This window comes from Rothia sp. CCM 9419, from assembly GCF_048512815.1.
GTDB lineage: Bacteria > Actinomycetota > Actinomycetes > Actinomycetales > Micrococcaceae > Rothia.
The window spans coordinates 258,908-284,796 of record NZ_JBLXXY010000003.1 but is presented as its reverse complement, the minus strand read 5'-3'; the positions used below and the strand labels follow the sequence as shown (position 1 = coordinate 284,796).

The following is a 25,889-nucleotide window of genomic DNA, read 5'->3' as shown; positions in this document are numbered from 1 at the left end:
TGTTCATATAACATGGGTAGGATTTTGATGAGAGCGTGTTGAACATTTTCTTATATCAACACAGATTTTTAGAGGAAAGGGACTCCATGATTGCAGTTCTCTGCCCCGGACAGGGCTCACAAAAACCAGGCTTTCTTCAACCATGGCTAGAACTTCCTGGGGTGCAAAACCATCTTGAGAAACTTTCTGACGCTGCAGAACTCGACCTCATCCATTACGGAACGGTCGCTGACGAACAAACCATTAAAGATACTGCTATCGCCCAGCCTCTTATTGTTGCTGCTGGCATTATTGCTGGCACACGTTACCTAGAAGCCACATCTAACCTTCAAAAAAATATCGTTTTTGCAGGTCACTCCGTTGGAGAGATTACAGCTGCAACCCTCAGCGGCGTTCTGACAGAAGAAGAAGCAATGGCTTTTACTCGAGTACGCGCGCAAGGTATGGCTCAGGCTGCCGCCGAAGAAACAACAGGCATGGCAGCGGTTCTCGGCTCAGACGAGAAAAGCATCACTGAAGCCATTAAGGAAGCATCATTGTATGTTGCTAATATGAACGGTGCCGGACAAATCGTTGCCGCTGGTGCAGAAGAACATCTGCAAAATTTAGCGCAGAATCCACCAGCAAAGACCCGTGTTATTACGCTCAAGGTTGCCGGAGCATTCCACACCCCCTATATGGAGCCAGCACAAACACCGCTCAACGAATACGCACAGACTATTAGCCCGTCAGCCCCACAAGGAATCCTTATCTCAAATTACGATGGGTCAACCTTAGACACCGGAACAGAATGTATCGAGCGTCTTATCAGACAAGTAACAGCTCCTGTTCGGTGGGATTTGTGCATGGAAACCCTTAAAAAGTGTGGTGTTCAAACAGCTGTTGAGCTGTCTCCGGCAGGAACACTTCTTGGTCTAGTACGTAGAACTATTCCTCAGGTTTCTCGCGTAACGTTGAACACCCCAGAAGAATTAAAACTATTCGTAGAGGCTTCACAGTCCTAAAGCAGCATAGGTGCAAAAACTTTTATGACAACTCTTAACCAGTACCAACCACAACAATTTTCGCGCATTCTTGGTTACGGAGCTTTTCGCCCTGACCTATCGGTACCCAATAGTGAACTTGTTGAAGCCATCGACTCTTCAGATGAATGGATTAAACAGCGCACCGGCATCTGCACACGTCAACGAGCCAGCGAAGCAATCTCAGTACAAGACATGGCTTGTGGTGCAGCAGCTGACGCTCTTAAAAATGCACAGGTCGCGGGAGAAGACATTGATACTGTTATTGTTTCAACTATTTCGCATCCTTATGCAACTCCCTCATTAGCAACTCTTGTAGCCGATAGCGTAGGTTCAAAAGCACCTGCCTATGATATTTCAGCTGCTTGTGCAGGGTTTTGTTATGGTGTTGCGCAGGCAGATGCTCTCGTCCGTTCGGGAATGGCACGAAACGTCCTCGTCGTTGGTGTCGAAAAATTGACTGACTTTATCGATAACACGGACAGATCTATTTCCTTTCTCTTAGGAGATGGTGCAGGAGCAGCCGTTATCGGCCGTAGCGACATTGCAGGGATTGCGCCCACTATTTGGGGTTCAGATGGTTCCCGATGGGGAACCGTCGGAATGACACATTCCCTACTCGAATTGCGTAACCGAGATTTTGTGAAAAACCCTATACAAGAGGGCGAAAAAATTTGGCCAACCCTCCGGCAGGACGGTCCATCAGTCTTCAGATGGGCAGTCTGGGAAATGGCAAAAGTTGCGCAAGAAGCAGTCAAAGCTGCAGGGATTACCCCAGAAGATTTAGGCGCTCTTATCGCTCACCAAGCAAATGAACGCATTCTCGACCAGCTCGCAAAGACTCTTAAACTTCCCGAACACGTCATCGTTGCTAAAGACATTGTCGAAGCAGGAAATACTTCTGCGGCTTCAGTTCCGTTAGCAGCTCATCGGCTTCTCTCCGAACAACCAGAGCTCTCTGGAAAGTTTGCGTTACAGATCGGGTTTGGTGCAGGTTTAGCCTTTGCAGCTCAGGTTGTTATCCTCCCCTAGCCCCCATAGTTTTCGTATGCGCTACGGTGCAGACGATGTTATTCCCTACATCAGGGAGAAAACCGCATTCATGATCACCATGATTGCCTACCAATAGTAAAAGGAGCCACCATGGCTAACACAGAAGAGATTCTCGCAGGTCTTGCAGAAATTGTTAACGAAGAAACCGGTGTTGAGGTCGCTGATGTACAGCGTGAAAAGTCCTTCACCGAAGACCTCGATATCGACTCCATCTCTATGATGACCATCGTTGTCAACGCTGAAGAAAAATTCGGTGTTACTATCCCCGATGAAGAAGTACAGAACCTCGTTACCGTAGGCGATGCTGTTGATTTCATCGCGAACGCAAGCTAATTAGCTCATATCAAAAGATGGACGCGGTTCGTCCTCAGGTGATGTTCCGCGTCCGTCTTTTTCTATGAACTATCCAATTCTAGAAGAAAGTATGCACATGTCTCGAAAAATCGTGGTCACCGGTTTAGGTGCGACCACTCCCATCGGCGGAGATGTTAGCACCACTTGGAACAACGCCCTCAATGGGGTTTCGGGTATTAAACAGCTTGATAAAGATTGGGTAGAACGCTATGAACTGCCTGTCTATATTGCTGGACAAGCTGCAACAGCTCCCCTCGATTCAGGACGTTTGACGAAAGTTGAAGCAAAACGTCAAGACCCATCTGCACAATTTGCTCTTGTTGCGGCTCGAGAAGCCTGGGAGGACGCAGGCTTTAGTGCAGAGAACACAGCAGACGCCCCCGAACTTGACCCCGAACGTGTTGGAGTTGCCTTTGGTACCGGAATCGGCGGAGTCTGGACTCTTCTTGATTCTTGGGACACTCTCCGTGAAAAAGGCCCTCGTCGAGTATTGCCGTTAACCGTTCCTATGCTTATGCCTAATAGTTGCGCGGCAGCAGTTTCTATGGCGTTAAACGCTAGAGCAGCAGCACAAACAGTAGTTTCTGCGTGTGCTTCTTCGACCGAAGCGATGAGCCTTGCTATCGAAATGATTCGCAGTGGAAAAGCTGATGTTGTCATTGCCGGCGGTGCAGAAGCAGCTATTCATCCGCTTCCTTTGGCAGCTTTCGCTAAGATGCAGGCTCTTTCCACCCGCAATGATGATCCTGCTGCTGCTTCACGTCCTTATGATGTGGATCGTGATGGTTTTGTGATGGGTGAAGGTGGGGCAGCTCTGATTCTTGAATCAGAAGAACATGCCCGTGCCCGCGGAGCACGTATTTATGCTGAGCTAGCGGGAACCGGTGTTTCTGCTGATTCGTATCATATTACGTCTCCTGATCCGGAGGCTCTGGGCGCAGTCCGAGCGTTGAATCAAGCGTTAACAGACGGCAATATTACTCCTGAACAAGTCGTTCATGTCAACGCTCATGCAACGTCTACCCCTGTAGGAGACGTTCCGGAGTCTTCTGCTTTACACCAAGTTTTTGGTGAGCATACGCAACGTATCGCAGTCTCTGCAACAAAGTCTATGACAGGGCATCTACTTGGAGCTGCTGGCGCATTAGAAGCTGTTTTGACGGTATTAGCAGTTTTCCACCGTAAGGCACCATGCACTATTAATCTTGAGCATCAAGACCCTCAGATTAACTTAGATATTGTGACTGATGCACGTGATTTGCCAGCTGGTGAGATTACAGCTCTTTCTAATTCGTTTGGGTTTGGTGGTCATAACGCGGTAGTTGCGTTCCGATCTGTTGAGGCATAAAGTCTTCTCCTCATAAAAGTACGCCGGTTCTTTAGTAGCTGTTCTATGATGAATAGACGCTAAAGAACCGGCGTACTTTTGTACTCTTTTCTTCGACAGAAGAATCTACATATTGATACGTCGTTCTAGGATGATAGGTTGTTGAAGGTCTGCAGTGCTTTCCCGAAGCGGTTCAAGTTCGTTATTCCATGGTTCACCGAGTGCTTGGGAGAAGAGTTGTAAGAGTTCGTCTGGTTCTCCACCACTTTGTTCATAGATAGAACGTACACGGTCTTCGCTAATGAGAAAGTTTCCGGAAGTATCAGTAGGTGCATAGAAAGTTCCGTGTTCGGGAGTGTGCATCCACCAGCTTGGTAATTCTTGCTCATCACCGTAGAAGCTCAGTTCAAACCAGATTTTTTTGAGAGGGATAAGAGCTGAGATGATTTGTGCAGCTCGTTCTTCTGAGCCTTTCCATTCTAGGGTGGCACAGTAGTGCTCGGGTTTTTGAGTTTGTTCGTCCCACGTGACGGATGAGATACCTTCGATAAGGTTTTCTAAAGACCATTTTAGGTGTGGCATAGCCACAGCAGGTACAGCATGGATATAGAGTATTCCCCCGCTTGTCATCGGACACTTCCCATAGACGGTATTTCGTTTAGTAACAGTAGTAGAGTACCTCAGTTTATGAGCGAGGGTGCGCTTTTTCGTAGATTGCTGTAAGTCTTTCCATGGAGACATGCGTATAAATCTGTGTGGTAGCTAAAGAGCTATGCCCTAAAAGTTCTTGCACTGTGCGAATATCAGCTCCAGCATCAACCATATGTGTTGCTGCACTATGGCGAAAAACGTGTGCACCACGAGCATTGGTGTTTTCTAAAAGATCTAAAAGCTGGTTAATGCATTCGCGTAGTTGTCGAGGGTTTGCACGAGCGCCTTGTGGTCCGATGAAGAGAGCTTCTTCTATTGGTCCTTTTGAGTTTTTGAGCCATTGTGGGCGTCCTTTATGTATCCATTGTTCGATGGCCTCTAAAGCGGGTTTTCCAAAAGGGACAGTTCGTTCTTTGTTGCCTTTACCGATAACTCTTAATGTTCGTTGTGCTCTGTCAATGCTTGAGAGGTTGATACTGCATAGTTCGAAAATTCGTAGGCCGCTAGCGTAAAGGAGTTCAACAACGGCGTGGGTTCTTAGCGTATGCGGGTCATGGGGGTTTTGTGCCAGTCGTTCTTCTATTTCGTTGAAGAGTGTTTGAAGGTGTTCTTTGGTGAGGACGGTGGGAAGTCTGTGTTCTTTTTTAGCAGTGGCTATAGCGAGTGTGGGGTTCTGTTGAATGTATTTTTCTTCTTGTGCCCATGAGAAAAATACTCTCAGGGTAGATAATCTTCGGGCAGTAGAGTTACGGGATTGGCTACGTTCGTGTTGGTGAGAGAGCCACGAGCGGAGGAATGTGAGGTCTATGTCGTTGATGTTGTGTAGGCGTTGTTCTTGGACATATGTGAAGAAGGCTTTGAGGTCGCTTCGGTAAGAGTTGATGGTGTTTTCGGAACGAAATTTTTCGTAGCGTAGGTATCGGGTGAAGTTCTCAATCAGTTGTGAGAAGATTTGTTCTTCTAAATGTGCAGAGTGTTCCAGAGGTAGGGTTTCCGCTGTTTCAATGGGTTTAGTCTTCTCCATGTGCGGGGTTCCTTTCCTGTTGGGTGTCTTCTGTTGATTCTACCGTTTCTTTTTACGCCAGAGTTGATTGGTGTTTTCGGCGAGGTGGTGGTGGCTGAGGTAGCCGAGTGCGCTCATAATATTTCGTGGGTTTGTCCCGATGAGTGTGCTAATTTTTTCGATGTCTATTCCTTGGTGTAGTGGTAGTACATCCCAGATTCGTTGGTGGAGTTCGGTCAGTAGCAGATTTTCTACCGGTGGTGTTTCGTCGGTGTTGCAGTCGGTGTTGAGGTTTTCTAGGTGTAAGTCATCAATGATGTCTTGGGCGCAGCTGATAGGTTGTGCTAGTCCTTCGCGTAGTAGTCTGTGACAGCCTTGTGAGGTGGGACTAAAGATTGATCCTGGTACGGCTCGTAGCTCCCGACCTAGTTCTAGGGCATGGTGGGCGGTGTTTAGCGCGCCTGAACGCCAGCGTGCTTCGACGATGACGGTGAGTTCGCTAAGTGCAGCAATCATGCGATTCCGCTGAAGAAACCGCCATCGTGTGGGTGGTGTTCCTAGGGATACTTCGCTCAGGAGTAGTCCTCGGTTGATGATGTGTTCAAGAAGTTGTTGATGTTGTTTGGGGTATGGACGGTCTACTCCGCAAGCCATCAATGCGACAGTGGGTAAGTTGCTCGGTGAGGTTTCTAGGGCTGTGCGGTGCGCGATGCCGTCTATTCCTAGTGCTCCCCCAGAGATAATAGGTGTTTGTGTGGGTGCGAGGTCTTGAACGAGGTGGCTAGTTACACTATGCCCGTATTGAGTTGGTTCTCTGGAACCAACGATGGAGATAGCAGGTGTGTGTTGTAGTTCTTGTAGTCGTTCGCGGTCGCCTCGTCCCCATAGTGCGTAGGGACGTGAAGTGTCTAGGTCGTTGAGGGTTTCGGGCCAGTCTTCGTCTTCAGGTATGCATATCCAGCTGTTGAGACTTTGTGCAGAGCGGTGTTCTTGTTCGGGGCTAAGGGTTTCGGCTCGCTGAGACCAGCGCTGAATTCTTTCTTGTAATGCTAGGTATGTTTCTTCGGCGCTTTTGTTGAGTGTTTCACTAATAGATGAGGGATTTGTTCGGAGGGCTTGTTTCCATTCTTTAAAATCTAGCGATTTTTTACCGCTGAGGATGTGTGCTGTTTGAGGAGCTCCTAAGACTTCAAGAGCGTGGTGGATATGGGGGTCTTGTGGTTCTGCAATGCGCAGGATTTGGGCGTAAGCGTAGTGGTATTCCATCAGTAATTTCCTTGGTCGGTATTCTATGCGTTGAGGTGTTCTTGGCTGAGGTGTCGGAAGTATAGTGCGGTGTCAATATGGTGTGTTGTGGGGCTGCTGGTGCCGTCAAGGTCTGCTAGAGTCCATGCTGTTCTGAGGATTCGGTCGTATCCGCGAGCGCTCAGATTGCCTTGGTCCATAGCACGGTTAAGTCCGCTGGTGAGTCGGGTATTAAGTTTGAAGGTGCCGCGGAGTAGTTGGCCGTTCATGTCAGCGTTGGTGAGTAGCCCATAAGGTGCTAAGCGTTCTTTTTGAAGGTTGCGTGCTTGTTGTACTCGTGCGCAGATAGTTGCACTGTCTTCAGGTTTTTGGTGGTGGTCTAATTCGTGGGAGAGGACTTTAGGTATGGTGATGTGTATGTCTATTCGGTCAAGTAGTGGTCCCGAGAGTTTTCCGAAGTAGTTTCTTCGTTCTTTAGAGGTACATCTGCACTCTAGTCCTTGTCCAACGTTATGGCCGCAGGGGCAGGGGTTTGCAGCGAGAATGAGTTGGAAACGTGCGGGGTAGGTTGCTGTTGCTGTTGCACGGTGTAGGGTGATTTCGCCAGATTCTAGTGGTTGTCGGAGGGCATCGAGGACTGTTCTTTTAAATTCGGGGGTTTCGTCGAGGAAGAGCACTCCCCTATGTGCTTTAGAGATACTTCCAGGGCGTGGTATTCCGCTGCCTCCACCTAGTATTGATGCTGCTGATGCCGTATGGTGTGGTGCTTGGAAAGGTGGTGTTCGGATGAGTTCTTGGCAGGGTTGTTCTCCCATATCTAAAGAATGTATAGCGGTAACTTCCATAGCGCTGATGTCATCTAGTGGAGGCAGGATGGTTGTTAGCCGTTCAGCGAGCATTGTTTTGCCAGAGCCTGGCGGTCCTTTGAGGAGTAGATGGTGTCCACCTGCAGCTGCAATTTCTAAGGCAAGACGGCCTTCTGCTTGTCCTGCGATATCTGCCATATCTGCTGTGAGCTGGGGTTTTTCTGTGGTGTTGGGGCGTTCTTTGGGCGGTGTTGGTGGTGTTTCTTTAAGTGTTGTAGGGTCTGCTCCTAGGAGTGCGAGAACTTGTGCAAGGGAACGGCATGCGGTGATGTAAGCGCCTGGGATCAGTTGGGCTTCTTGGGCATTTTCTTCGGGAACGACGACGTGGGAGAAGCCTGCTTCTATTGCGGCTTTAACAGATGGGAGAACTCCAGGTATTCTTCGGAGCCTACCGTCTAGTCCGAGTTCGCCAAGGAATACAGTATCGGAGATATGACGTATTTTTTGGTCTGCGGTTAATGCTGCTATGGCCATGGCTAGGTCAAATGCTGATCCGCGTTTAGGTAAAGTTGCGGGGCTGAGGTTTACCGTTATCTTTCGTTGTGCTAGTGACATTCCCGAGTTTTTGACAGCAGAGCGTATTCTGTCTTTCGCTTCGTTTAAAGAGCTATCGGGTAAGCCTAAAAGGACGAAGGCAGGCAAGGCTTGGGAGATGTCAGCCTCAACTTCGATGAGGTGTCCGTTGATTCCTACTAATGCAACAGAATAGGTTTTTGCGTATGCCATCAGCTGACCTTTTTGAGGTGTTCGAAGGTGAACTTTTCTGGGGTGCCAGTGATGGCTACGGCGTCTAACTGAATATGTGCGATATCGTGCATTTCGTGGGTGGCGCACCAGTGGTAGGCAAGCTGTTTGAGCTTTTTTGTTTTGCCGTGGTGAATCGCTTCAAAGGGGTGTCCGTAGTGTTGTGTGGTACGGGTTTTTACTTCGAGGAAGATGAGGTTTGTTTCGGGGTCGAGTAGAACGGCGTCTATTTCTCCACGTAGTGGTGGTTCTCCGGGAAGGGGCTGTGGCCGCCAGTTTTTCTCGAGAAGGGTGTAGCCTTGGCAGGTGAGTATTTCAAGGGCAAGACGTTCGCCCCATGCTCCGGTGAGTAGGTGCTGTGTCATGAAGTATCTGGTATCCGTTCATTGCAGGTATGTTTTCTTGGATACCAGCATGCAATAGTAGATACTCTTACAGCGTTAACAACAAGATTTTGGGGATAAGAGAGCCTTCGATAGGGGTTGAGGAGTTTCTCCACAGTCTTATGGTGTGTGGTTTTATCGTAGTTTTAGACCGCGATACAGGGTACTATTCTTCACCAAAACCAGGGATGTGTGGAACAACAAGCTCAGCATCCGCAAGACGCTCTTCAACATTTACGTCTTTGAAAGAATAAACGTGTACATTTTTGACGAAACGTGATGATCGGAAAAAATCCCATACCCATACGTCGTTCATCATCACCTCAAAGTAGACGCTTCCCTGTTGTATATGTGGGGTAACTTCTACGCTATTAGCTAGATAGAAACGACGGTCGGTCTCGACAACATAGCGGAAGAGTTCAAAAACTTTCTGGTATTCCTCATATAAGGCTAGTTGTGCCTGAGTTTCGTATTTTTCGAGATCTTCTGCACTCATAATGTTTCTACCATTCGTTGTATATATGCCTCTTTGAGTTGTTGCGGTTCAAGGCCTAAGTTCCAGCTAAGCCGATGATGAGCACTTGCCCCGTATGCAGCTAATGCTTCACGATGTGCTTTTGAACCATAACCTTTGTTCTTGTCCCAACCATACGAGGTGTTTTCTTGTGCTAGTTTTTCCATGAGATGGTCACGATGAACTTTCGCTATTACTGATGCAGCTGCAATACATGCGCAACGGTAGTCACCTTTAACAATTGTTGTGACCGGTATGTTCCAAGGCTGTTGGTTTGGATATTTTGAGGCGACGTGTTCGTTCCAGTTCTCGTCAGCAAGTTCTTGGTAGAGCTGATGTGCTTCATCTAATGCACTCAGTAAGTCAGGCGGGTGAGGAGTAAACCAGTTATGAGAACCATCTAAAAGAATTTGCGAGGGGAAAGAGCTAACTCGTGGGTCAAGAAGAGCCTGAGATAAAGCTCGTTGTCCCGCTAGGCGTAAGGCCAGCGTCATACCCATCGCATCAATCTCTTGAGCAGAAGAATATCCAAGACCGGTAGCACACCAGTTTTTGATGATAGGTACGAGAGCTTCTCTTTTTTTGGCGCTGAGGGCTTTAGAGTCAGTTAGCCCTTCTACGATATGGTGTTGTTGAGCTGAAAGAAGTGCAACACCAACACCAACCGGCCCAGCTAGAGAACCTCTACCGACTTCGTCCATACCCACGATGAGTTGAACACCTTCAGAGAAATATTCTTGTTCAATATCGAGTGAGGCAGTTTGCTGGATAACACTCACTTTTCTGAAGCTTTATTTCCGGGGACGTCTGCAAAGACATCATGTGCTCCGCCAATAAATTCGAAGCGGTTAAGCGGCCATGCACGCACAAAGACTTTGCCTTCAACGTCGCTATCGCTAATAAATTCATGACCATCTTCGATGTGGTATCGAGAGTCTGCTGAATTATTGCGGTGATCGCCAAGAACAAAATATGAGTTTTCAGGGACGATGACGTCAAATGGAATGTCAGAAGGCTTTGCACCTGGATAAAGGTATGTTTCGTCGATAGCTACACCATTGACCATGATTCTGCCATTTGCAGAGCAACAGACAACATGGTCACCTCCAACACCAATGACACGTTTGACAAGATATTTATCGGAGCTATCAGGAAGGAGACCGACGAAGGATAGTGCATCGGCAATGGGGTTAGAACGATGAGGAGAGGATTCAATCCACCCTTGAGTGTCTTTGAACACGATAATATCGCCTCGTTCAGCTTGGCTAAACATTGAACCAGCAACATTTACAAAGACACGGTCGTTGATTTCGAGGGTATTTTCCATTGATCCAGAAGGAATGTAGAACCCTCGAGTAACGAATGTTTTGAGAATGAAAGCAATCACCAAAGCATAGAGTATAACTGTAGCGAATTCTTTGACTTGTCCGATGAATCCGGTGTGCCCTGCAGGGGGAACATTCTTATGTAAGAGTGATGCATCGACATTACCCTCTGCATTGTTCTGCGGTTGAGATTCTTCATGGTCTGGAGACTGAGACATACCGTTCTTTCTGCCTTCTATAAGATTATTAAAATTAAGGATACGGGAAAACTCTTGGGCAATAGGCCCATATTTAGAAGGATATTTACTGAAAATCCGCTGTATATATTGGGTTAATGAGTTGCTATGTGTTCAAGAGCTCCAAAATGTTGGAGGGGAAGAATACGGTAAATGGGTTTACCGATAATTTTTTCTTCCCGAATCATACCTCCGCCCGGTGCCGCTAACAAAGCACGAGAATCTTCTGATACTGAACGGTGGTCCCCCATCACCCAGATACGCCCCGATGGCACAATAACATCAAAGTTGACGGTGGAAGGGTCATCTCCGGGAAAAAGATAGGGTTCTTCAAGTTCTTGACCGTTAAGCAACAAAGTACCAGTATCTGAACAACAAGTTATTCTATCTCCGGCAACACCCACTACACGTTTAACGTAAATAGTTTGGGAGCCTTTCAAACCAACCCATTGCCCTAAAGTTCCTAGAGGGTCATGTAGCCAAGGATTTGTTCCACGATAGGGGTCGAAAGAGCCTGTTCCATCGAAAACAACGAGGTCTCCTCGTTGGACTGATGTATCGAGTCTGCTGACGAGAATACGATCACCAGGTTCTAGAGTCGGTTCCATCGATGAGGAAGGTATATAAAAAACATCGAAGAGGAAGGCTCTGATAAGAATGACGCAGAGAATCGCTATCGAAAAAATAACAGCGAACAGGCGCCGCCACCCATAACGGATGGGGCGCCTGTTCGTTGGTTGTGACCTTAAAGTATGGTCCATCCGTGAAAGATTACGCGGTCTTTTCGCGCTTTTCGCGGATACGTGCAGCTTTACCGTGGCGATCACGCATGTAGTAGAGCTTTGCACGGCGAACGTCACCGCGGGTAACAACCTCAATTTTGTCGATAACCGGGGAGTGTACTGGGAAGGTACGCTCAACACCAACACCGAAGGATACCTTGCGGACGGTGAAGGTTTCGCGAACGCCAGCACCCTGACGGCCTACAACGAATCCCTTGAAGATCTGAACACGAGAGCGGTTACCTTCAACGATGTTAACGTGAACGTTGAGGGTGTCGCCGGGGCCGAATTCGGGGATGTCGTTACGAAGTGACTTGTTGTCAATGAAGTCAAGAGTCTGCATTGAGTTCTCCATGAGCTACCAGCCGTAGGTCTAATAGTCTCGTGATACTTCTGTCTACTATCTACATATCTGAAGTGACAGAGTTCCAAAATACGTAGACACCGTTAGGTGGAGTCTACGGTTCATTTTGTTATGGTCGCTCATCCCCCTACGGCAGGGGCGTACCCAAAATGAACACGAAAAATAATTATGACATAAATACGGCTCTACGACCAGAACTTTAGAGGATTAACATATCAAGAGCTCATAAAAGATTTTTTAGTTTTGCTCTCGTAATTTTTGGAGTAAGGATAAATCCTGTGTATCTAATTGTTCTTCGGACAACGACTCAATCATGTCATATCGGCGGGTAAATGTCCGTCTTAGTTGTTCATCTCTGCGCCACCGAGCGATCATCGCATGATTACCAGATAATAAAACATCTGGAATATCATGCCCACGCCATTGAGCAGGTTTTGTGTACACGGGGTACTCTAGCAATCCGCCTGTATGGGATTCTTCTTCTAACGATTGGGGGTTGCCCATTGCCCCAGGGAGCAGACGAGTAATCGCTTCAATCATCGTAAGAACAGCAACTTCTCCCCCATACAGCACATAGTCTCCAAGGGATACTGGCATTACGTCGAAGGAGGTTTTTGCCCAGTCAAAGACTCTCTCATCAATCCCCTCATAGCGGGCAGGGGCAAACACTAGGTGCTCACGCTCTGAAAGTTCTTCAGCTAAACGCTGGTTAAAAACTACTCCAGCAGGAGATGGCACTAACAGCAGAGGACGCTCTTGTGACGTTTTTGTTGTTAAAACATCTTCTAAAGCTAATGCCCAAGGTTCTGCTTTCATGACCATCCCGGCACCACCACCGTAAGGGGTATCATCTACAGTTTTGTGGCGGTCAAAGGCGTAGTCACGAAGATGGTGAATACGTATATCTACAATTCCCTGTTCTTGAGCCTTGCCCAGAAGTGATAAGCGTAGAGGCTCAAGGTATTCAGGGAAAATGGTGACAACATCATAACGCATTCTATTGATCCTCTGATTCTTCACTGCCTAGGGTTAAAAGACCTTCTGGCGGATCAATCAAAACAAATCCTTCTTCGATATCCACTTCAGGAACAATCTGTTCAACGAAAGGAATCATTGTTTCTTCGCCATTGTGTAATCGTACTAAGAGTAAATCTTGAGCTGGCATTGTTTGTAATCCGGTAACAGTGCCAATGCCTTCGCCTTCGGGAAGTTCCCCCTCAGGAATGTCATGATATAAGTAGACGGGTAAATCTACTACATCATGTTCGTAGTATCCTTCTGAAGAATCTACCTCAGAAGCGTCAAAAGTTAACCGTGTATTTCGTAGGGTTTCAGCTTGGTTGCGTGAAGTAACCTCTTCAAAACGAACAACCAGAATTTTCTTATTCCACCGGCTTTGAGCCACCGTCAAAACCCCTTCAGGTGCGATAGCTCCTACGGGAGTTTCAGGCTGATAATTTTCAATACTCAATTGCTCTCCGCGAGCAAAACGTTCTTGAGGAGAATCAGTAAAAAGTTCTACGGTTACTTCTCCGCGGATGCCGTGTGGCTTACCGATACGCGCAACTAAAATTTGCATGAGGTTCTCCTCGAATGGTCTGCTCAATAGCGGTGAGCGTTAAAGTGTCAGTTCTTGGGTTCTAGTCTATCGTGTTTGAGCTATAACAGCTCTACGCAAAGGAGTCCCAAGCCTAGTTCAGGCTTGGGACTCCCCGATAAACATGCTTTGTTTATAAAATTTTTAGCGTTGGCGATCAGTATCGACGACGTCCACACGAATGTGGTCGCCATCGTTGATTGCGTCAATAACGGTGCGAATATTATTCGCGGTGCGTCCTTGACGCCCAATCACACGACCTAGATCATCAGGGTTAACCCGAACCTCTAGGAAGTCACCACGACGACCGCTACGAGAACGAACTTTAACGTCGTCGGGGTTGCTGACTATTCCTCGAACGAGGTGCTCAAGGGCATCGGCCAACATAATTACTCAGCTGCTTCCTCAGTAGCTTCTTCAGCTACCTGAGCTTCTTCTTCCTTAGCTTCAGCCTTGGGGGTGATAGCTTCAGGAAGAATGACGGAGCCCTTTTCAGGGACAACGAACTCAGGCTTAGCGTCTACAGGCTTTACAGCAGATTCTGCTTTTTCACCCTTGAATGCTGCCAGGTCACCGGTGAGCTTGAGCAATGCGCGTACCTGTTCGGTTGGCTGTGCGCCAACAGATAGCCAGTACTGAGCACGCTCAGAATCAATCTGGATAAAGGAAGGGTTCTCGGTCGGATGGTATAGACCGATTTCTTCAATCGCACGACCGTCACGCTTAGTACGTGAGTCCATAACGACAACACGGTAACGAGGATCGCGGATCTTACCCATACGCTTCAGACGAATTTTAACAGCCACTGTAGTGGACTCTCCTGTTTCTTTGTTTCAGGCGAAATTGCATTTCTGCTCCGGTGGGGCCGGCCGTCCATACAATCTCTAAAATGAACACAATACGATGCGGTGAGAGGCCCGCACCTATCGGGTACCTGTGCAAGTATGCCAGAGCTGTGAACGTTAATCCAGAACTTCGCAGGTATTTTCACGATGTTATTGATAAAGTCACAAACTATTTCTGTTCTTTTTTCAAAAGAACTTGCTTCCACGTAGCGGCACTGCCCGAACGCATCACTTGATGACGATAAATCTTGGCACCCCACAACGTCATACCCCACGTCGCTACCAGCGCAAACACCAAAGACAATATTGGCTCCCAGAAAAAGACATCTTCTCGCAGCATCCTCATGGGCATTGCAATAGAAGAAGCAATAGGAAGATAGGAGACAACAGTTAGGATAACCCCCGAAGAGTAAATACCAGCAAAAAATGCAGCCATCAGAATAATCGTCAAAGGAGAAGCTAACGAACCGATATCTTCCACGCGCGAAGACATTGCACCAACAGCAGCCCATATCGTCGCAACTGCCGCAAAACCGACCACATAGAACACCGCAAACCAACCGGCAGAGGGAAGAATCCACGCATATTCCTGAGCAATACCAAAGATGTTCAGACCCGTTAGAGCAACAACTCCGTAGAGCAGCATTTGCCCAACTGCAAGAATAACGTTACCAAGAACTTTTCCCGCCAAAAGTTGAGAAATAGGAATTGCCGTAGCAATAATCTCAACTATACGATTCTGTTTCTCCTCAACCACGCTCATGGCAATCAACTGACCAAAAATCAGTGACGACATATAGAAAACCATGGCAAAGATAACGCCAACCAGCAAAGCAATACCGTGATTATCGGATTCCTTAAGCATGGAAACTTTCAGAGAGGTCCCCTGCTGTAACTCTTGCCAAGAGATACCGGCTTGAGCAGCATTCTGTTCTATTTGTTGCGTAAAAACAGTATCTTCAAGAACACGCGTCAACGTATTCTGCGCAGAATCCTTATAGACCAATTCCCATCCCTGTTCAGAGGAAAGCTCTTTGAGGTACGCATCAACATCATCATCTTCTACCGCATGCTGAGCTAACTGTTCAGAGTCAAAAAGCTGAACGTCTAAAGAACCGTCAGGGTCTTGGTCCTGAATAACTTTCGTAGAACTTTCCACTAATTGTTGAGCTTTTTGGCTAGTAACAGCAACAGTGTAGTGACTATTTTTCTGCCCTAACCATATGTTAAGACCCATGCTGAGGACAATAATCACGACAGAAAAAAGCGTACTAATGATAAAAGTTTTATCTCGAAGCTTTGTGCTTATTTCACGAACCATAACAATACGCCACGGCGCAACGGACTTATTCATTGTTCAGTTACTCCTCGATAGATATCCCCTAATGTTGGCAATACACGCGAAAACTCCGTCATCCCTCGTTCTATAGCATGACGAAGCAGCTCAGGACGCACCTGTTCAATAGGATGTATAAACTCTAAAAGGGCCTGAGTTCCTTGGAAATCAAGCACATGGACGCCTTCATAATCTCGAAGCCAGCCCAACTCTGTTGTTGCCTGCATCTTAAAACGTTTCGGGGTGTCTTCACGCAGTTGCTGAGCATCGCCCGCAGCACGAATAGTCCCCTGATGCAAAATCACAACTTCTTCACATAATCTGTCGATCAAATCTAGCTGATGTGAAGAGAACATTACTGGAACACCAGAGCGAGCGATTTTATACAATAGCTGAACCATATTTTCTACGCCCTGCGGGTCAAGGCCAGAGAATGGCTCATCGAGAATTAAAGCCTGCGGATGATGCAGGATGGAGGCAATAATTTGTACACGCTGTTGATTGCCCAATGAAAGAGATTCAAGTTTGCTATTGAGGTGCTCTCCTAATCCCATAAATTCAAGGTAATCGGTAGCTTCGCTCTTTGCCGTGCTAACATCCATTCCGTGCAATTGTCCCAAGTACACCAGCTGAGACAGAAGAGGCTGTTTAGGGTATAGACCACGTTCTTCTGGCATATAACCAAACGTTTTACGGTGCTGGCTGGTCATCTTCTCGCCACGATAAAAAATTTCACCTTGAGAAGGCTCTAGAAGCCCCATGATGATACGCATCGTTGTTGTTTTACCAGAGCCGTTCGCTCCCAAGAAACCGGTAAGAACGCCAGCATTAATCGTGAAATTAATGTCTTCTAGTACTTTTTTCTCTCCAAAACTTTTACTCACATGAGAAATTTCAAGAGATCCATTAGGCGGTATATGAGTGCCTAAATATTCGACCATAGTGAACCTTTCGTTGTGCCATCAGTAGCTTTCACAAGAAGCCACATCTGATGTGACTAATCACTATTAGTCTAAAAACTTCCGTCACGGAAGAACTCCCCCATCAGACTGATTTATTGAGGGGATTTACTGTTGTATTACTCCACGAGACCGGTACGATACGCAAAAATAACCGCGTTAACTCTATCTCGAGAATGAGTTTTTGCCAGAATATTAGACACATGGGTTTTAACGGTGGAGGCCCCTAAAAACATTTGTTCTGCAATCTCTGCATTTGTCATACCTTTTGCTAAATAGTTCAGGGTTTCCCGTTCACGAGTTGTCAAAGACTCAATGCATAATTGGTCTTCTGCAGAACATTCTGGTGACGACACAATAGAACCAGCTACAGCCCCTGAACGCGTACTTGATGTTGAAGGTTCAGCAGCGGCAATAATCTTTTGAATTACCGGTAAAGTCACCTCTGGGCTGAGCAAAGCTAAACCTCCGTGAACTTGTTCAATAGCTTCTATCAGTTTTTCTGCAGTGCAGGTTTTCAGCAAAAAGCCACTCGCCCCAGCATTAAGCGCCCCAAAAAGATAGTCATCACGATCGAAAGTCGTCAAAACAAGGACTTTTGAATCAGTCCGCTGAACAATCTGTGAGGTTGCGCTGATACCGTCAAGGACAGGCATCTGCACATCCATTAACACGACATCAGGTTTGAGCTGAAGGCACAAGTCTAAAGCTTCTTGACCGTTGTGAGCCTCCCCCACCACCTGAATATTCTCTTCGACAGAAAGAATCATCGAAAAACCATTACGGACAAGGTCTTGATCATCTGCTAAAAGCACTCGAATAGTATCTACACTCATGTGTTCTCACTATGTCTTTCTGGTATACGAATGTACACGAACCAACCCTGAGCATTAGTGCGGTGTCCGTAAGTTGCTGAGCCACCTAAGGCTTCAGCGCGTTCTTTAATACCACGTAGCCCATAACGTGAAGAAGGTATATCGGTATGTTCCTTCTTCAAACATCCATCGTCAATGATTTCTATTTCGATCCACACTCGATAATTGACCTCGACAGAACGAACAATGACGTGCACTGTACGAGCAAGAGAGTGACGACGTACGTTGTTTAGAGATTCTTGAATCATCCGGTAGATGGAGCTCTGTGTGCCCTGCGGAATTTTTGTTAAAGACTTTTCCTGATGTTCGGACGTTAAATACTCTACGTGAATCCCCGAGGCTTCAACTTCGATAAAAAGCTGTTGCAATTGTTCTAGCGTCGGTTCATTATAGGTCAGGTTTCCTTCAGCCTGTGAATGTTCCCCATCATGACGTAGGAGACGCACGATAGAGCGCATCTCTGTGATGGCTGTACTGGCGCTTTGTTCAACGTTCTGTAATGCTTCAGTGGCTTTATCAGGATATTTATGGAGCAGGCACCGAGCAGCACCAGATTGAAGTGAAATAACAGATATATGGTGACCTACCGAATCATGAAGTTCGCGTGCTACACGTAAACGTTCACGAACAACTCTATCTTGTGCGAGTTGTTCGCTTTGTTGTTCTAGCTCATGACGCTGATTTTCTAATATTTCACTTTGGTAAGCTCGAATCCATGAGATACGCCCCAAAGCAATACCTGAACCAAAGTACAGCCCATTATTTATGCATAAGGTCAGCAACGTGGCAAGTGAAGTATCGATAGGCCCGTTCTGCGCCATCTCGTTGACGTTAAAAAGTGCAACGCCCTGAAGAGTCCACGCAATAATAATCCACGCAACCGTCCAAAAGATGACGATGTATACAGACATCCACACGATTTTTCGGTCTTTTCCCCATGCAATCACCGTATATAGCAGGAATAAGTAGGTTCCTTGAAAAATTAACGTGTAGTAAATCGGCAACGATATCATTAAAGATGGAACAAAGAATATCAACGTTGCAACAGCAAAGGCCGTCAAAGGGTAGCGTCGTCGAACGGTCAAGGGTAGCACCATCAGCTGAGCCAAGATATAAGACCACAAAATTTCTTGATGGTCATCACCAAAAAGACCTAAACTCTGATAGCTAATAGACGACACAAAAGCCAATAATGAGGTAGCAAGGCACAGCCAGATGTCGTAACGTAACGACCGTTGGGACGGAGTGGGACGTTGCCAATCAGGATCAATATCGATGCTCTTTCGAACATACTGAGAAATGCTGTGTTCCATCAGTTCTCCGACGATCGTGAACGTACGGAACGGAATATTTTTTTAATATATTGTTTCGCCCCTGACAGTTGGTTCTGTTTTTTCTCCTGACGCTGTTTTTCGACCTCAAGAGCGTATTCTCGTAGTTCTTCGAGAACAGATTTTTGAGGTTGATACACCTCATCATCCTGCTTTGACTTCTGCCGGTCTAATTCTTTCTGCTGTAGGTACTTCTGCCCCCAAAGAAGTTCCGCTGTGCCCACCCCAGCACCGGCTAAGGAAGCTAACATTTTCAGAGGTGCAGAGCCCCCATGTTTCTTGTCACGATAAGCTAAAATTCCGAGAATTGCTGAAATGCTCAATGTCAGAGCAGCATCTGCCCGTAGTATCCAAGGGTTCTGTTGAAGTATCTCAAACACATCTTTTTCTTCGATGTCTTCTTCCGGCTCCGAAGAAGATTCAGGTTCAGCTGGCGAATCCTGAATCAAAAGAGAAAGAGACTCAACTATTTTTTGAGTCTCTAACTCATTCATCGGTTCAGCCATCACCAGAATTGCTTGTTGAGAGTCCTCTACCGTTGGTGTTCTCTCATGTTGATGTTCATGAGCACTAAAAAATGTTGCATCAGATATCTCGCGAAAGAACTCTTGCAATTCTGCTGGAGCGCATAAAAGTTGTATCACTGATTCAGCACTCAGCAAAGACCCATAATCTTGTAAATATAGGTGAAGACGGTGCATAAAATTCTCATCGACATGGTATGCCCACATGAATTGTTCAAGATGCTCTAAGATACGTTGTTCTTGAAAAGAATCAGGAAGAACACCAGACAGTCGTTGTACCATCTCCGCTAAGAAAGTACCCCTCGCATACAAAGATTCTGGAAGATGAGGGTTAATAGTTTTCGACGGCCCCCAGAAGAAGTCAACTAAGTGCCCTTCTGTCGTATCAATGAGTGGAAGAGGCATTTTAAAACCGTCACGCAGTTTCTCAATCCACGTATCCCATAGCTGATTATGCCAATCATGGTTTTCCTTTTGTTCAGGAATAAAACACGCCATATGTACCCCATGGGCAGATGAGGTTACCATGATTGCCGGATACTGTAACTGACGTATCAGTTGAGCAATCAGAAGAGAATTTCCCCATACGATAGACCAACCAGATTCGCAGTCTTTAACTTCAAGCTGTTCTGTTGCTGAGAGCAGACATATCTGTTCTTGAAGAATCTCAGAAGATATTGGAAAAGTAGCAGCCGTACCTACCGCAAAAGTGTTAATATCTAGGGTCTCTCCTAAAGAAGTTAGCTCTATGGAATAGTCACGGTCTCGAGGTAAAACGATGCTCATCATATCCGCCTCGATACGTTCTTGGATTTTTTGAGCGTAGTTCTCAAGGGTTTCTCCCCGTAAGAATGCCCCATCTTGTTGAGGTACTAGTACACGAAGAACGTCAGTATTTTCAGAATCATCGGGTGTACACAGTACGTGGGCAACTACTGCCGTAACAGTTTTTTCATAGACAATGATTTCTGGCAGGTCCCCCAGAATATTAGTGAGTTGTTGAAGAATTTCTTCATCAGCATAGAAGAGGTCTTCGTCTTCTGTTGTGTTCTTGGCGCCATCTTGCTCACGTTGTTGTTCTATTTCTTGTGATGAAAGCTGTTCAGCGTCAGGAATTTTGACCTCATCACATTTTAAGGAGAAGAGTTCGGTGAGTTCTTCATAGGTTATTCCGGCGTCGATAGGACCGTTTTGGTCGATACCATATTCTCTCTCGCCATCAAGGGCTACACAGTAGCTGAGATGAATTTCTGCCCATATAGCGTTCTCTCGTCCCCAAGGCACGTTTTCTTCTGAATTTTCAGGGAAATTGTTCGACATCATCACGTCCTTTCTACGCACACCTGTGATGGCTAAAGCACCTTCTGATAAGGATACCGTGAGAACATAGCTTCTACGAATCTTCAGAACTCAGTTCAATCATCTCTCCAGATTCTAAAGCCTCATAACAGGTATGAAGGCGGTCTGCTAAAGAATGTTTAAAATATTGTGAAGCATCTTCTAATGCCACCCAACGGTACCCTAAAAGTTCTTCCGACTGCACGTTGATAGGAGTATCAGAGTCAATGACACCACCATCATAGAAATAATATGAAGAATCACCCCACACACCCATTTGCAGTCCATGAAAAATGACCAGTAAACGCCCTGGCACAAGTTCTAAACCGACTTCTTCAAGAACTTCACGGAAACAACCTCGTTGAGGGGCTTCTCCCGTTTCAATAGTGCCACCAGGAAGAGCCCACCCGTCACGGTAATTGGGTTGTACAGCAAGAAACTCATTCTTCTCATTACGAATTAACGCGCCAGCAGCCATACGCCGTGTCGGTAAAGTCGCAATAAATTGGATGAGTTCTTCTTCAGAAAGATAAGTATCAGCCATCATCTTCTCCTGACCCTTAGCCATAAAAACCCTCACGTGAGTTTTTATCGGTATCTATGTCTTAGGCATAACACTACAGGGATTCTCCCTAAGCTCTCTTGTTTTATCACAAGAATAACGATTCTTATTTTTCTGGTGTACCCCAAGAAACCAAAGAGTACGATGTCACGCCATACGTAGTGTTGAGGCAACAGGAAAAAGCACAGAAATCTTTAGTGCTTGATAACCACACACAATGATTTTTGAGTACTAAAGACTTCTGTACGAGCTACGTAACCGTAGCTCACATATGGTCAAGAAACTTTATTTATCTGAACCTAAGAACTTCTCAAAACCTTTAGGAAGGTTCAGCTCTGAGGCGTCAAAATCTTGTCCGGTGTTTCCAAAGGCAGAACCAGCAGGTGCACTGTGTTTCTTCTGAGCTGCCGCTAATTGCTGTTCGCGCTTTGCGGGATTACCAGAACGAGCCTTCTTCGCATTCTTGCCCTTCTTCTTATTCGCTTTACGTGCAGCGCCGGCAGCAGCTGCCATTCCAGGCATTTGCATTCCACCGGGCAGACCTGCCATATTGCCAGAGGCAAGTTTCTTCATCATCTTTTGAGCTTGAGCAAAACGCTCCATGAGCTGATTGACTTCAGAAACAGTGACGCCTGCACCGCGAGCAATACGAGCCCGTCGTGAACCGTTAATAATTTTGGGGGCAACACGTTCATGCGGGGTCATCGAACGGACGATGGCCTCAACACGATCAATTTCACGTTCGTCAAATGCGTCGAGTTGTTGACGAATCTGAGCAGCACCAGGCATCATCATCAACAGCTTTTTCATAGAACCCATTTTGCGAATCTGCTGCATCTGAGCGAGGAAGTCTTCAAAGGTGAAGTCCTCTTGGTCAGCAAATTTTTGGGCCATGCGGTCAGCTTCAGCCTTATCCCAGCTGGCTTCTGCTTGCTCAATGAGAGTGAGCACATCGCCCATATCCAAGATACGAGATGCCATACGGTCAGGATGGAACTGTTCAAACTCGTCAAGGTTCTCACCAGTTGAAGCAAACATAATGGGTTTGCCCGTTACCGATGCAACAGAAAGTGCCGCACCACCACGTGCGTCACCATCAAGTTTTGAAAGGACAACACCCGTAAAGTCGACGCCCTCGTTAAAGGCAAGTGCGGTGTTTACAGCATCTTGACCAATCATCGCATCAATGACGAAAAGAACCTCATCCGGTTCAATCGCGTTGCGGATGTCTCGTGCCTGTTGCATCAATTCAGCATCGACGCCGAGACGACCTGCGGTATCGACAATGACCACGTCATGCAATTTTGCGCGGGCCTCTGCCACACCATCGCGAGCAACTTGTACAGGGTCGCCAGTGGGTACATCAAATTCAGAAGTGACACCGGGATGTGGAGCATAAACAGGAACTCCAGCGCGTTCACCAACAACTTTTAGCTGGTTAACGGCGTTAGGGCGCTGAAGGTCAGAAGCCACCAACATGGGTGTGTGTCCTTGGCTTTTGAGCCAGTGAGATAGTTTCCCCGAGAGAGTGGTTTTACCAGCACCTTGAAGACCGGCAAGCATAATGATGGTAGGCCCAGACTTTGCCATGTTGATTCGACGAGTCTGACCGCCCAAAATGTTGACGAGTTCTTCGTTAACAATTTTGACGATTTGCTGGCTAGGGTTAAGCGCTTCAGAGACTTCTTGACCCAGTGCACGTTCTTTAACGTGAGCGGTGAACTCTCGTACCACCGGCACTGCAACGTCAGCGTCCAAGAGCGCACGACGGATTTCCCGTACGGTAGCGTCAATATCGGCTTCGGAGAGGCGACCTTTGCCGCGGAGGTTTTTGAAGGTTGCTGTCAACCGGTCAGAGAGTGAATTGAACACGAGTCGTGAACCACTTTCGCTATTTGGGTAGATCGAGGAGGACCTCGTAATTTTTCTGAATCAACTTCTAAGGATAACGCACTTAGAGAAGATGTGCCCTCTCATCATTCATATTCTGGTGAAGAACTTATACCAGATAGCAAAGAATCTTCACTACCTCATACGGTAGTGAAGATTCTTAAGCTCAGATGAACGGCTTTAGTCTAAGAGTGCGTTGACAAATTCTTGTGCGTCGAAGGGGGCAAGATCGTCGGGGCCTTCGCCCAATCCAACAAGTTTGACAGGAACGCCAAGCTCTTCTTGAATAGCGACCACGATGCCACCCTTGGCGGAACCATCGAGTTTCGTCAGCACAATACCGGTGATATCAACAACGTCGGAGAAGACTTTTGCTTGCATCATACCGTTTTGTCCGGTTGTTGCATCAATAACGAGTAGCACCTCCGTTACGGGTGCTTCTTTTTCGACAACTCGTTTAATTTTACCGAGTTGATCCATCAGTCCAGCTTTATTTTGTAGACGTCCAGCCGTATCAATCATCACGGTATCTACGGCACGAGAAACGCCCTCACGGATTGCTTCATAAGCTACTGAAGCAGGGTCGGCACCATCTTTTTCAGAACGTATCGTCTCGACGCCAACTCTATCTCCCCACGTTTGCAGCTGGTCGGCAGCCGCTGCACGGAAGGTATCAGCAGCACCCAATAAGAGTTTTTTCTCTTCAGCGACCATCACACGAGAGAGCTTTCCGACAGTGGTCGTTTTGCCAACACCGTTGACTCCCACCACAAGAACTACACCGGGTTTACCGTTTTCTCCTGTGGTCTGTAGAGAGCGGTCAGTATCAACACCAACAATCTTTAGCAGTTCTTCGTTGAGCATCTGCTTGACCTGTGCAGGGTTTTCGGTACCTTCAATGCGTACTCGCTGCTGCAGGTTTTCAACGAGTCGTCCGGCTGCGTCAGCTCCTAGATCTGCAAGAAGTAAAGTTTCTTCTACTTCATCCCACACGTCTTGATCAATTTTGTCACGTGAAAGAAGAGAAAGAAGACCTTTTCCAAGGAGGTTATTAGAGCGAGCCAGACGGGCACGTAACCGTACGAGACGTCCAGCAACTGGTGCCGGACGGTCAATAGTAGGTTGTCCGCTAGTGTCTGCAGGTTCAAGGTCGTTCACGTCTCGTGTGGAATCGTAGCCTTCTGGTGGGGCCTTTGGCCCACGCAGTAATACCGCTAAAACACCGGCGAGGACAAGAACACCGAGGACTATGTACAAGATAAGAGTCAGGGTATCGTTCACCCTTCTAGCTTCTCACATGTGCCCCATCCATCGGAAAACTTCACCATAAGTTTTCATAAAAAATATTGGGAGGGGCATAGCCCTGTCACGGTATTTCACAGTTTTTATCGGCCGGTGTACCCAGTTTCAGCGAGTTCTTTCGGGAAACGTGGAGAACGCCAAGGTAACCATCCAAGCATCATCACCAGCAATAGTGCACCCGAGATACCAAATGCCCAGTTATATCCCCAATGGTCGGCAATCCATCCTGCAAGTAGTGGCCCGACAATTTGTCCAAGGTCGGCGAACATCTGATAGGTTGCAAGGACTGTACCGCCAGAGCGTTCATTACCGACGATATCGGCGACAGCGGCCTGTAACGATGGTCCGAGCACTCCCGTGCCGATACCCGTGGTGATAGAGAAGATGATAAAGAGTACGGGGGAACCAGAAAGTCCCACTAAAATCGTAGAAACTCCGGCAAGAAGTAGACCATAGAAAATGAGGTTTCGGCGGCCGTGTTTATCAGAAAAACGCCCCGAAATATTTTGGGTGATGGCGTTACCGCCAGCATAAAATGCCATAGCCAAACCGGCAAGAACAATTCCGCCATGATCAGGGTCGTAATGTTCTCCCTGATGGTAACTCGTTAAAAGGGCTACAGCAGCAAGAGGCATTAACGCCACCCGCAAACCTAACGCCGCCCACCCGATGGCAAAGTTTGTGCCTAGACCAGCACGAAAGTTCGTGAACTTCCACGCATCTTTGAGAGATAGCTCGGGTTGTGTTTTAGGCGGAATGGAACCAGCATATTGGGCTTCTTTAAGGTAGAAAAACACCAGAATACAGGCGATGAATAGCACGACCGCATAGATAACGAAGGGCAGACGCATTCCTAGTCCGACCATAAGAGAACCTACTACTGGCCCTAAGATGTTACCGATGAGGAAGGCGGTTGCGTAGTAACCAGAAATTTTTCCGCGCAGATGAGCAGGAGAATAACGTACAAGCAGTCCCATGGCAGAGACGGTAAACATGACAGAGCCGATACCGCCCAATGCACGAAATGCCATCAGAACGGGGTAACTCCACGAGATGGCAACGCCCAGTGAGCCTAAGGCAACGATGATAAGACCCGCCATATAGATGGGCCGCTCCCCCCAACGAGAAACAAGTTTTCCAGATGCTGGAGCGAATAATAGACGAGTTGCAGCGAACATGCTCACCACAGCAGAAGCTGCTTGTACACCCACATCAAAGCTTGCCGCGTATCGAGGAAGTACTGGGGCGATGAGTCCAAAACCTAACGCAATCACAAACGCAGCGAGAATAAGAACTTTCAAAGGCCCCGGGATGGGAGTTTTTGAACGTTTCTGAGAAGTGCTAGTTTCAGAAAGATTTTGATATTGGCGAGCTGCTGTCGGGTGCGCCGCCGTGATAGGAATTGCACCAGTATCAAGATGATTATTACGTTGGTAGGAATCAGACATGGTTCTTTATCTT

At 47.0% G+C, this 25,889-nt stretch carries 27 protein-coding genes; 4 read left to right on the top strand and 23 right to left on the bottom strand.

The features are described 5' to 3' along the window. The first annotated feature begins 86 nt into the window (after positions 1 to 86). The 4 genes from ACN08W_RS04550 (at position 87) to fabF (ending at position 3,777) form a co-directional block, all read left to right on the top strand. Positions 87 to 1,004, top strand: a complete 918-nt coding sequence (locus tag ACN08W_RS04550) for an ACP S-malonyltransferase (protein ID WP_419108914.1) — start codon at positions 87 to 89, stop codon at positions 1,002 to 1,004. Positions 1,005 to 1,028: 24 nt separating this feature from the next. Continuing rightward, entirely contained in the window at positions 1,029 to 2,054 is a 1,026-nt protein-coding gene (locus ACN08W_RS04545) for a beta-ketoacyl-ACP synthase III (RefSeq protein WP_419108913.1), read from the top strand. Between the two features lie 111 nt (positions 2,055 to 2,165). Continuing rightward, positions 2,166 to 2,408 (top strand): acyl carrier protein, encoded by a 243-nt coding sequence (locus ACN08W_RS04540; RefSeq protein ID WP_419101377.1) that lies wholly within the window; start codon positions 2,166 to 2,168, stop codon positions 2,406 to 2,408. Between the two features lie 97 nt (positions 2,409 to 2,505). Next, positions 2,506 to 3,777, top strand: a complete 1,272-nt coding sequence (fabF, locus tag ACN08W_RS04535; protein WP_419108912.1) for a beta-ketoacyl-ACP synthase II — start codon at positions 2,506 to 2,508, stop codon at positions 3,775 to 3,777. Between the two features lie 105 nt (positions 3,778 to 3,882). Here fabF and ACN08W_RS04530 read toward each other — a convergent pair whose 3' ends face one another. The 23 genes from ACN08W_RS04530 to ACN08W_RS04420 form a co-directional block, all read right to left on the bottom strand. After that, on the bottom strand, positions 3,883 to 4,386 hold the full coding sequence (locus tag ACN08W_RS04530) for a DUF3145 family protein (protein WP_419103676.1): 504 nt from the start codon (positions 4,384 to 4,386) through the stop codon (positions 3,883 to 3,885). Between the two features lie 55 nt (positions 4,387 to 4,441). After that, positions 4,442 to 5,431, bottom strand: a complete 990-nt coding sequence (locus ACN08W_RS04525; protein ID WP_419108911.1) for a tyrosine recombinase XerC — start codon at positions 5,429 to 5,431, stop codon at positions 4,442 to 4,444. Positions 5,432 to 5,470: 39 nt separating this feature from the next. Then, positions 5,471 to 6,676, bottom strand: coding sequence for a DNA-processing protein DprA (gene dprA / locus ACN08W_RS04520; RefSeq protein ID WP_419106995.1), 1,206 nt, complete (start codon positions 6,674 to 6,676; stop codon positions 5,471 to 5,473). 23 nt (positions 6,677 to 6,699) lie between these two features. Beyond that, on the bottom strand, positions 6,700 to 8,247 hold the full coding sequence (locus ACN08W_RS04515; protein WP_419108910.1) for a YifB family Mg chelatase-like AAA ATPase: 1,548 nt from the start codon (positions 8,245 to 8,247) through the stop codon (positions 6,700 to 6,702). Beyond that, positions 8,247 to 8,630 (bottom strand): YraN family protein, encoded by a 384-nt coding sequence (locus ACN08W_RS04510; protein WP_419103680.1) that lies wholly within the window; start codon positions 8,628 to 8,630, stop codon positions 8,247 to 8,249. Before ACN08W_RS04510 ends, ACN08W_RS04515 begins: the two co-directional genes overlap by 1 nt. A 184-nt stretch (positions 8,631 to 8,814) precedes the next feature. Next, positions 8,815 to 9,144 (bottom strand): DUF2469 family protein, encoded by a 330-nt coding sequence (locus ACN08W_RS04505; RefSeq protein WP_419103681.1) that lies wholly within the window; start codon positions 9,142 to 9,144, stop codon positions 8,815 to 8,817. Further along, positions 9,141 to 9,941, bottom strand: a complete 801-nt coding sequence (locus ACN08W_RS04500) for a ribonuclease HII (protein ID WP_419103682.1) — start codon at positions 9,939 to 9,941, stop codon at positions 9,141 to 9,143. The genes ACN08W_RS04505 and ACN08W_RS04500 overlap by 4 nt, the downstream gene beginning before the upstream one ends. Beyond that, positions 9,938 to 10,705, bottom strand: coding sequence for a signal peptidase I (lepB, locus tag ACN08W_RS04495; protein ID WP_419103683.1), 768 nt, complete (start codon positions 10,703 to 10,705; stop codon positions 9,938 to 9,940). Before lepB (ACN08W_RS04495) ends, ACN08W_RS04500 begins: the two co-directional genes overlap by 4 nt. A 113-nt stretch (positions 10,706 to 10,818) precedes the next feature. Next, on the bottom strand, positions 10,819 to 11,484 hold the full coding sequence (lepB, locus tag ACN08W_RS04490; protein WP_419103684.1) for a signal peptidase I: 666 nt from the start codon (positions 11,482 to 11,484) through the stop codon (positions 10,819 to 10,821). A gap of 10 nt (positions 11,485 to 11,494) precedes the next feature. After that, positions 11,495 to 11,848, bottom strand: a complete 354-nt coding sequence (rplS, locus tag ACN08W_RS04485) for a 50S ribosomal protein L19 (RefSeq protein ID WP_419103685.1) — start codon at positions 11,846 to 11,848, stop codon at positions 11,495 to 11,497. A gap of 258 nt (positions 11,849 to 12,106) precedes the next feature. After that, positions 12,107 to 12,865 (bottom strand): tRNA (guanosine(37)-N1)-methyltransferase TrmD, encoded by a 759-nt coding sequence (gene trmD / locus ACN08W_RS04480; protein ID WP_419103686.1) that lies wholly within the window; start codon positions 12,863 to 12,865, stop codon positions 12,107 to 12,109. 1 nt (position 12,866) lies between these two features. Then, positions 12,867 to 13,448, bottom strand: a complete 582-nt coding sequence (gene rimM / locus ACN08W_RS04475; protein WP_419103687.1) for a ribosome maturation factor RimM — start codon at positions 13,446 to 13,448, stop codon at positions 12,867 to 12,869. Between the two features lie 162 nt (positions 13,449 to 13,610). After that, positions 13,611 to 13,853, bottom strand: a complete 243-nt coding sequence (locus ACN08W_RS04470) for an RNA-binding protein (protein ID WP_419103688.1) — start codon at positions 13,851 to 13,853, stop codon at positions 13,611 to 13,613. Positions 13,854 to 13,855: 2 nt separating this feature from the next. Beyond that, a complete protein-coding gene (gene rpsP / locus ACN08W_RS04465) occupies positions 13,856 to 14,272 on the bottom strand; it encodes a 30S ribosomal protein S16 (protein ID WP_419103689.1) in 417 nt (138 codons plus the stop codon). Positions 14,273 to 14,480: 208 nt separating this feature from the next. Then, positions 14,481 to 15,665, bottom strand: coding sequence for an ABC transporter permease (locus tag ACN08W_RS04460; protein ID WP_419108909.1), 1,185 nt, complete (start codon positions 15,663 to 15,665; stop codon positions 14,481 to 14,483). Beyond that, positions 15,662 to 16,531: an ABC transporter ATP-binding protein gene (locus tag ACN08W_RS04455; protein WP_419103691.1), complete on the bottom strand. Its 870-nt coding sequence runs from the start codon at positions 16,529 to 16,531 to the stop codon at positions 15,662 to 15,664. Before ACN08W_RS04455 ends, ACN08W_RS04460 begins: the two co-directional genes overlap by 4 nt. A gap of 194 nt (positions 16,532 to 16,725) precedes the next feature. Next, complete coding sequence (locus ACN08W_RS04450) at positions 16,726 to 17,442, bottom strand: response regulator (protein ID WP_419103692.1); 717 nt, start codon at positions 17,440 to 17,442, stop codon at positions 16,726 to 16,728. Continuing rightward, positions 17,439 to 18,794 carry a sensor histidine kinase gene (locus tag ACN08W_RS04445; RefSeq protein WP_419108908.1) on the bottom strand — a complete coding sequence of 452 codons (1,356 nt, stop codon included), beginning with the start codon at positions 18,792 to 18,794 and terminating at the stop codon, positions 17,439 to 17,441. The genes ACN08W_RS04450 and ACN08W_RS04445 overlap by 4 nt, the downstream gene beginning before the upstream one ends. Next, positions 18,794 to 20,659: a hypothetical protein gene (locus ACN08W_RS04440; protein WP_419108907.1), complete on the bottom strand. Its 1,866-nt coding sequence runs from the start codon at positions 20,657 to 20,659 to the stop codon at positions 18,794 to 18,796. Before ACN08W_RS04440 ends, ACN08W_RS04445 begins: the two co-directional genes overlap by 1 nt. 70 nt (positions 20,660 to 20,729) lie before the next feature. Further along, complete coding sequence (locus ACN08W_RS04435; RefSeq protein ID WP_419108924.1) at positions 20,730 to 21,218, bottom strand: NUDIX domain-containing protein; 489 nt, start codon at positions 21,216 to 21,218, stop codon at positions 20,730 to 20,732. 303 nt (positions 21,219 to 21,521) lie between these two features. Continuing rightward, complete coding sequence (ffh, locus tag ACN08W_RS04430) at positions 21,522 to 23,108, bottom strand: signal recognition particle protein (RefSeq protein WP_419108906.1); 1,587 nt, start codon at positions 23,106 to 23,108, stop codon at positions 21,522 to 21,524. Positions 23,109 to 23,306: 198 nt separating this feature from the next. Continuing rightward, positions 23,307 to 24,407, bottom strand: a complete 1,101-nt coding sequence (gene ftsY, locus ACN08W_RS04425; RefSeq protein WP_419106987.1) for a signal recognition particle-docking protein FtsY — start codon at positions 24,405 to 24,407, stop codon at positions 23,307 to 23,309. A 104-nt stretch (positions 24,408 to 24,511) separates the two neighbouring features. Continuing rightward, positions 24,512 to 25,876, bottom strand: coding sequence for an MFS transporter (locus tag ACN08W_RS04420; protein ID WP_419103697.1), 1,365 nt, complete (start codon positions 25,874 to 25,876; stop codon positions 24,512 to 24,514). Positions 25,877 to 25,889 lie beyond the last annotated feature (13 nt).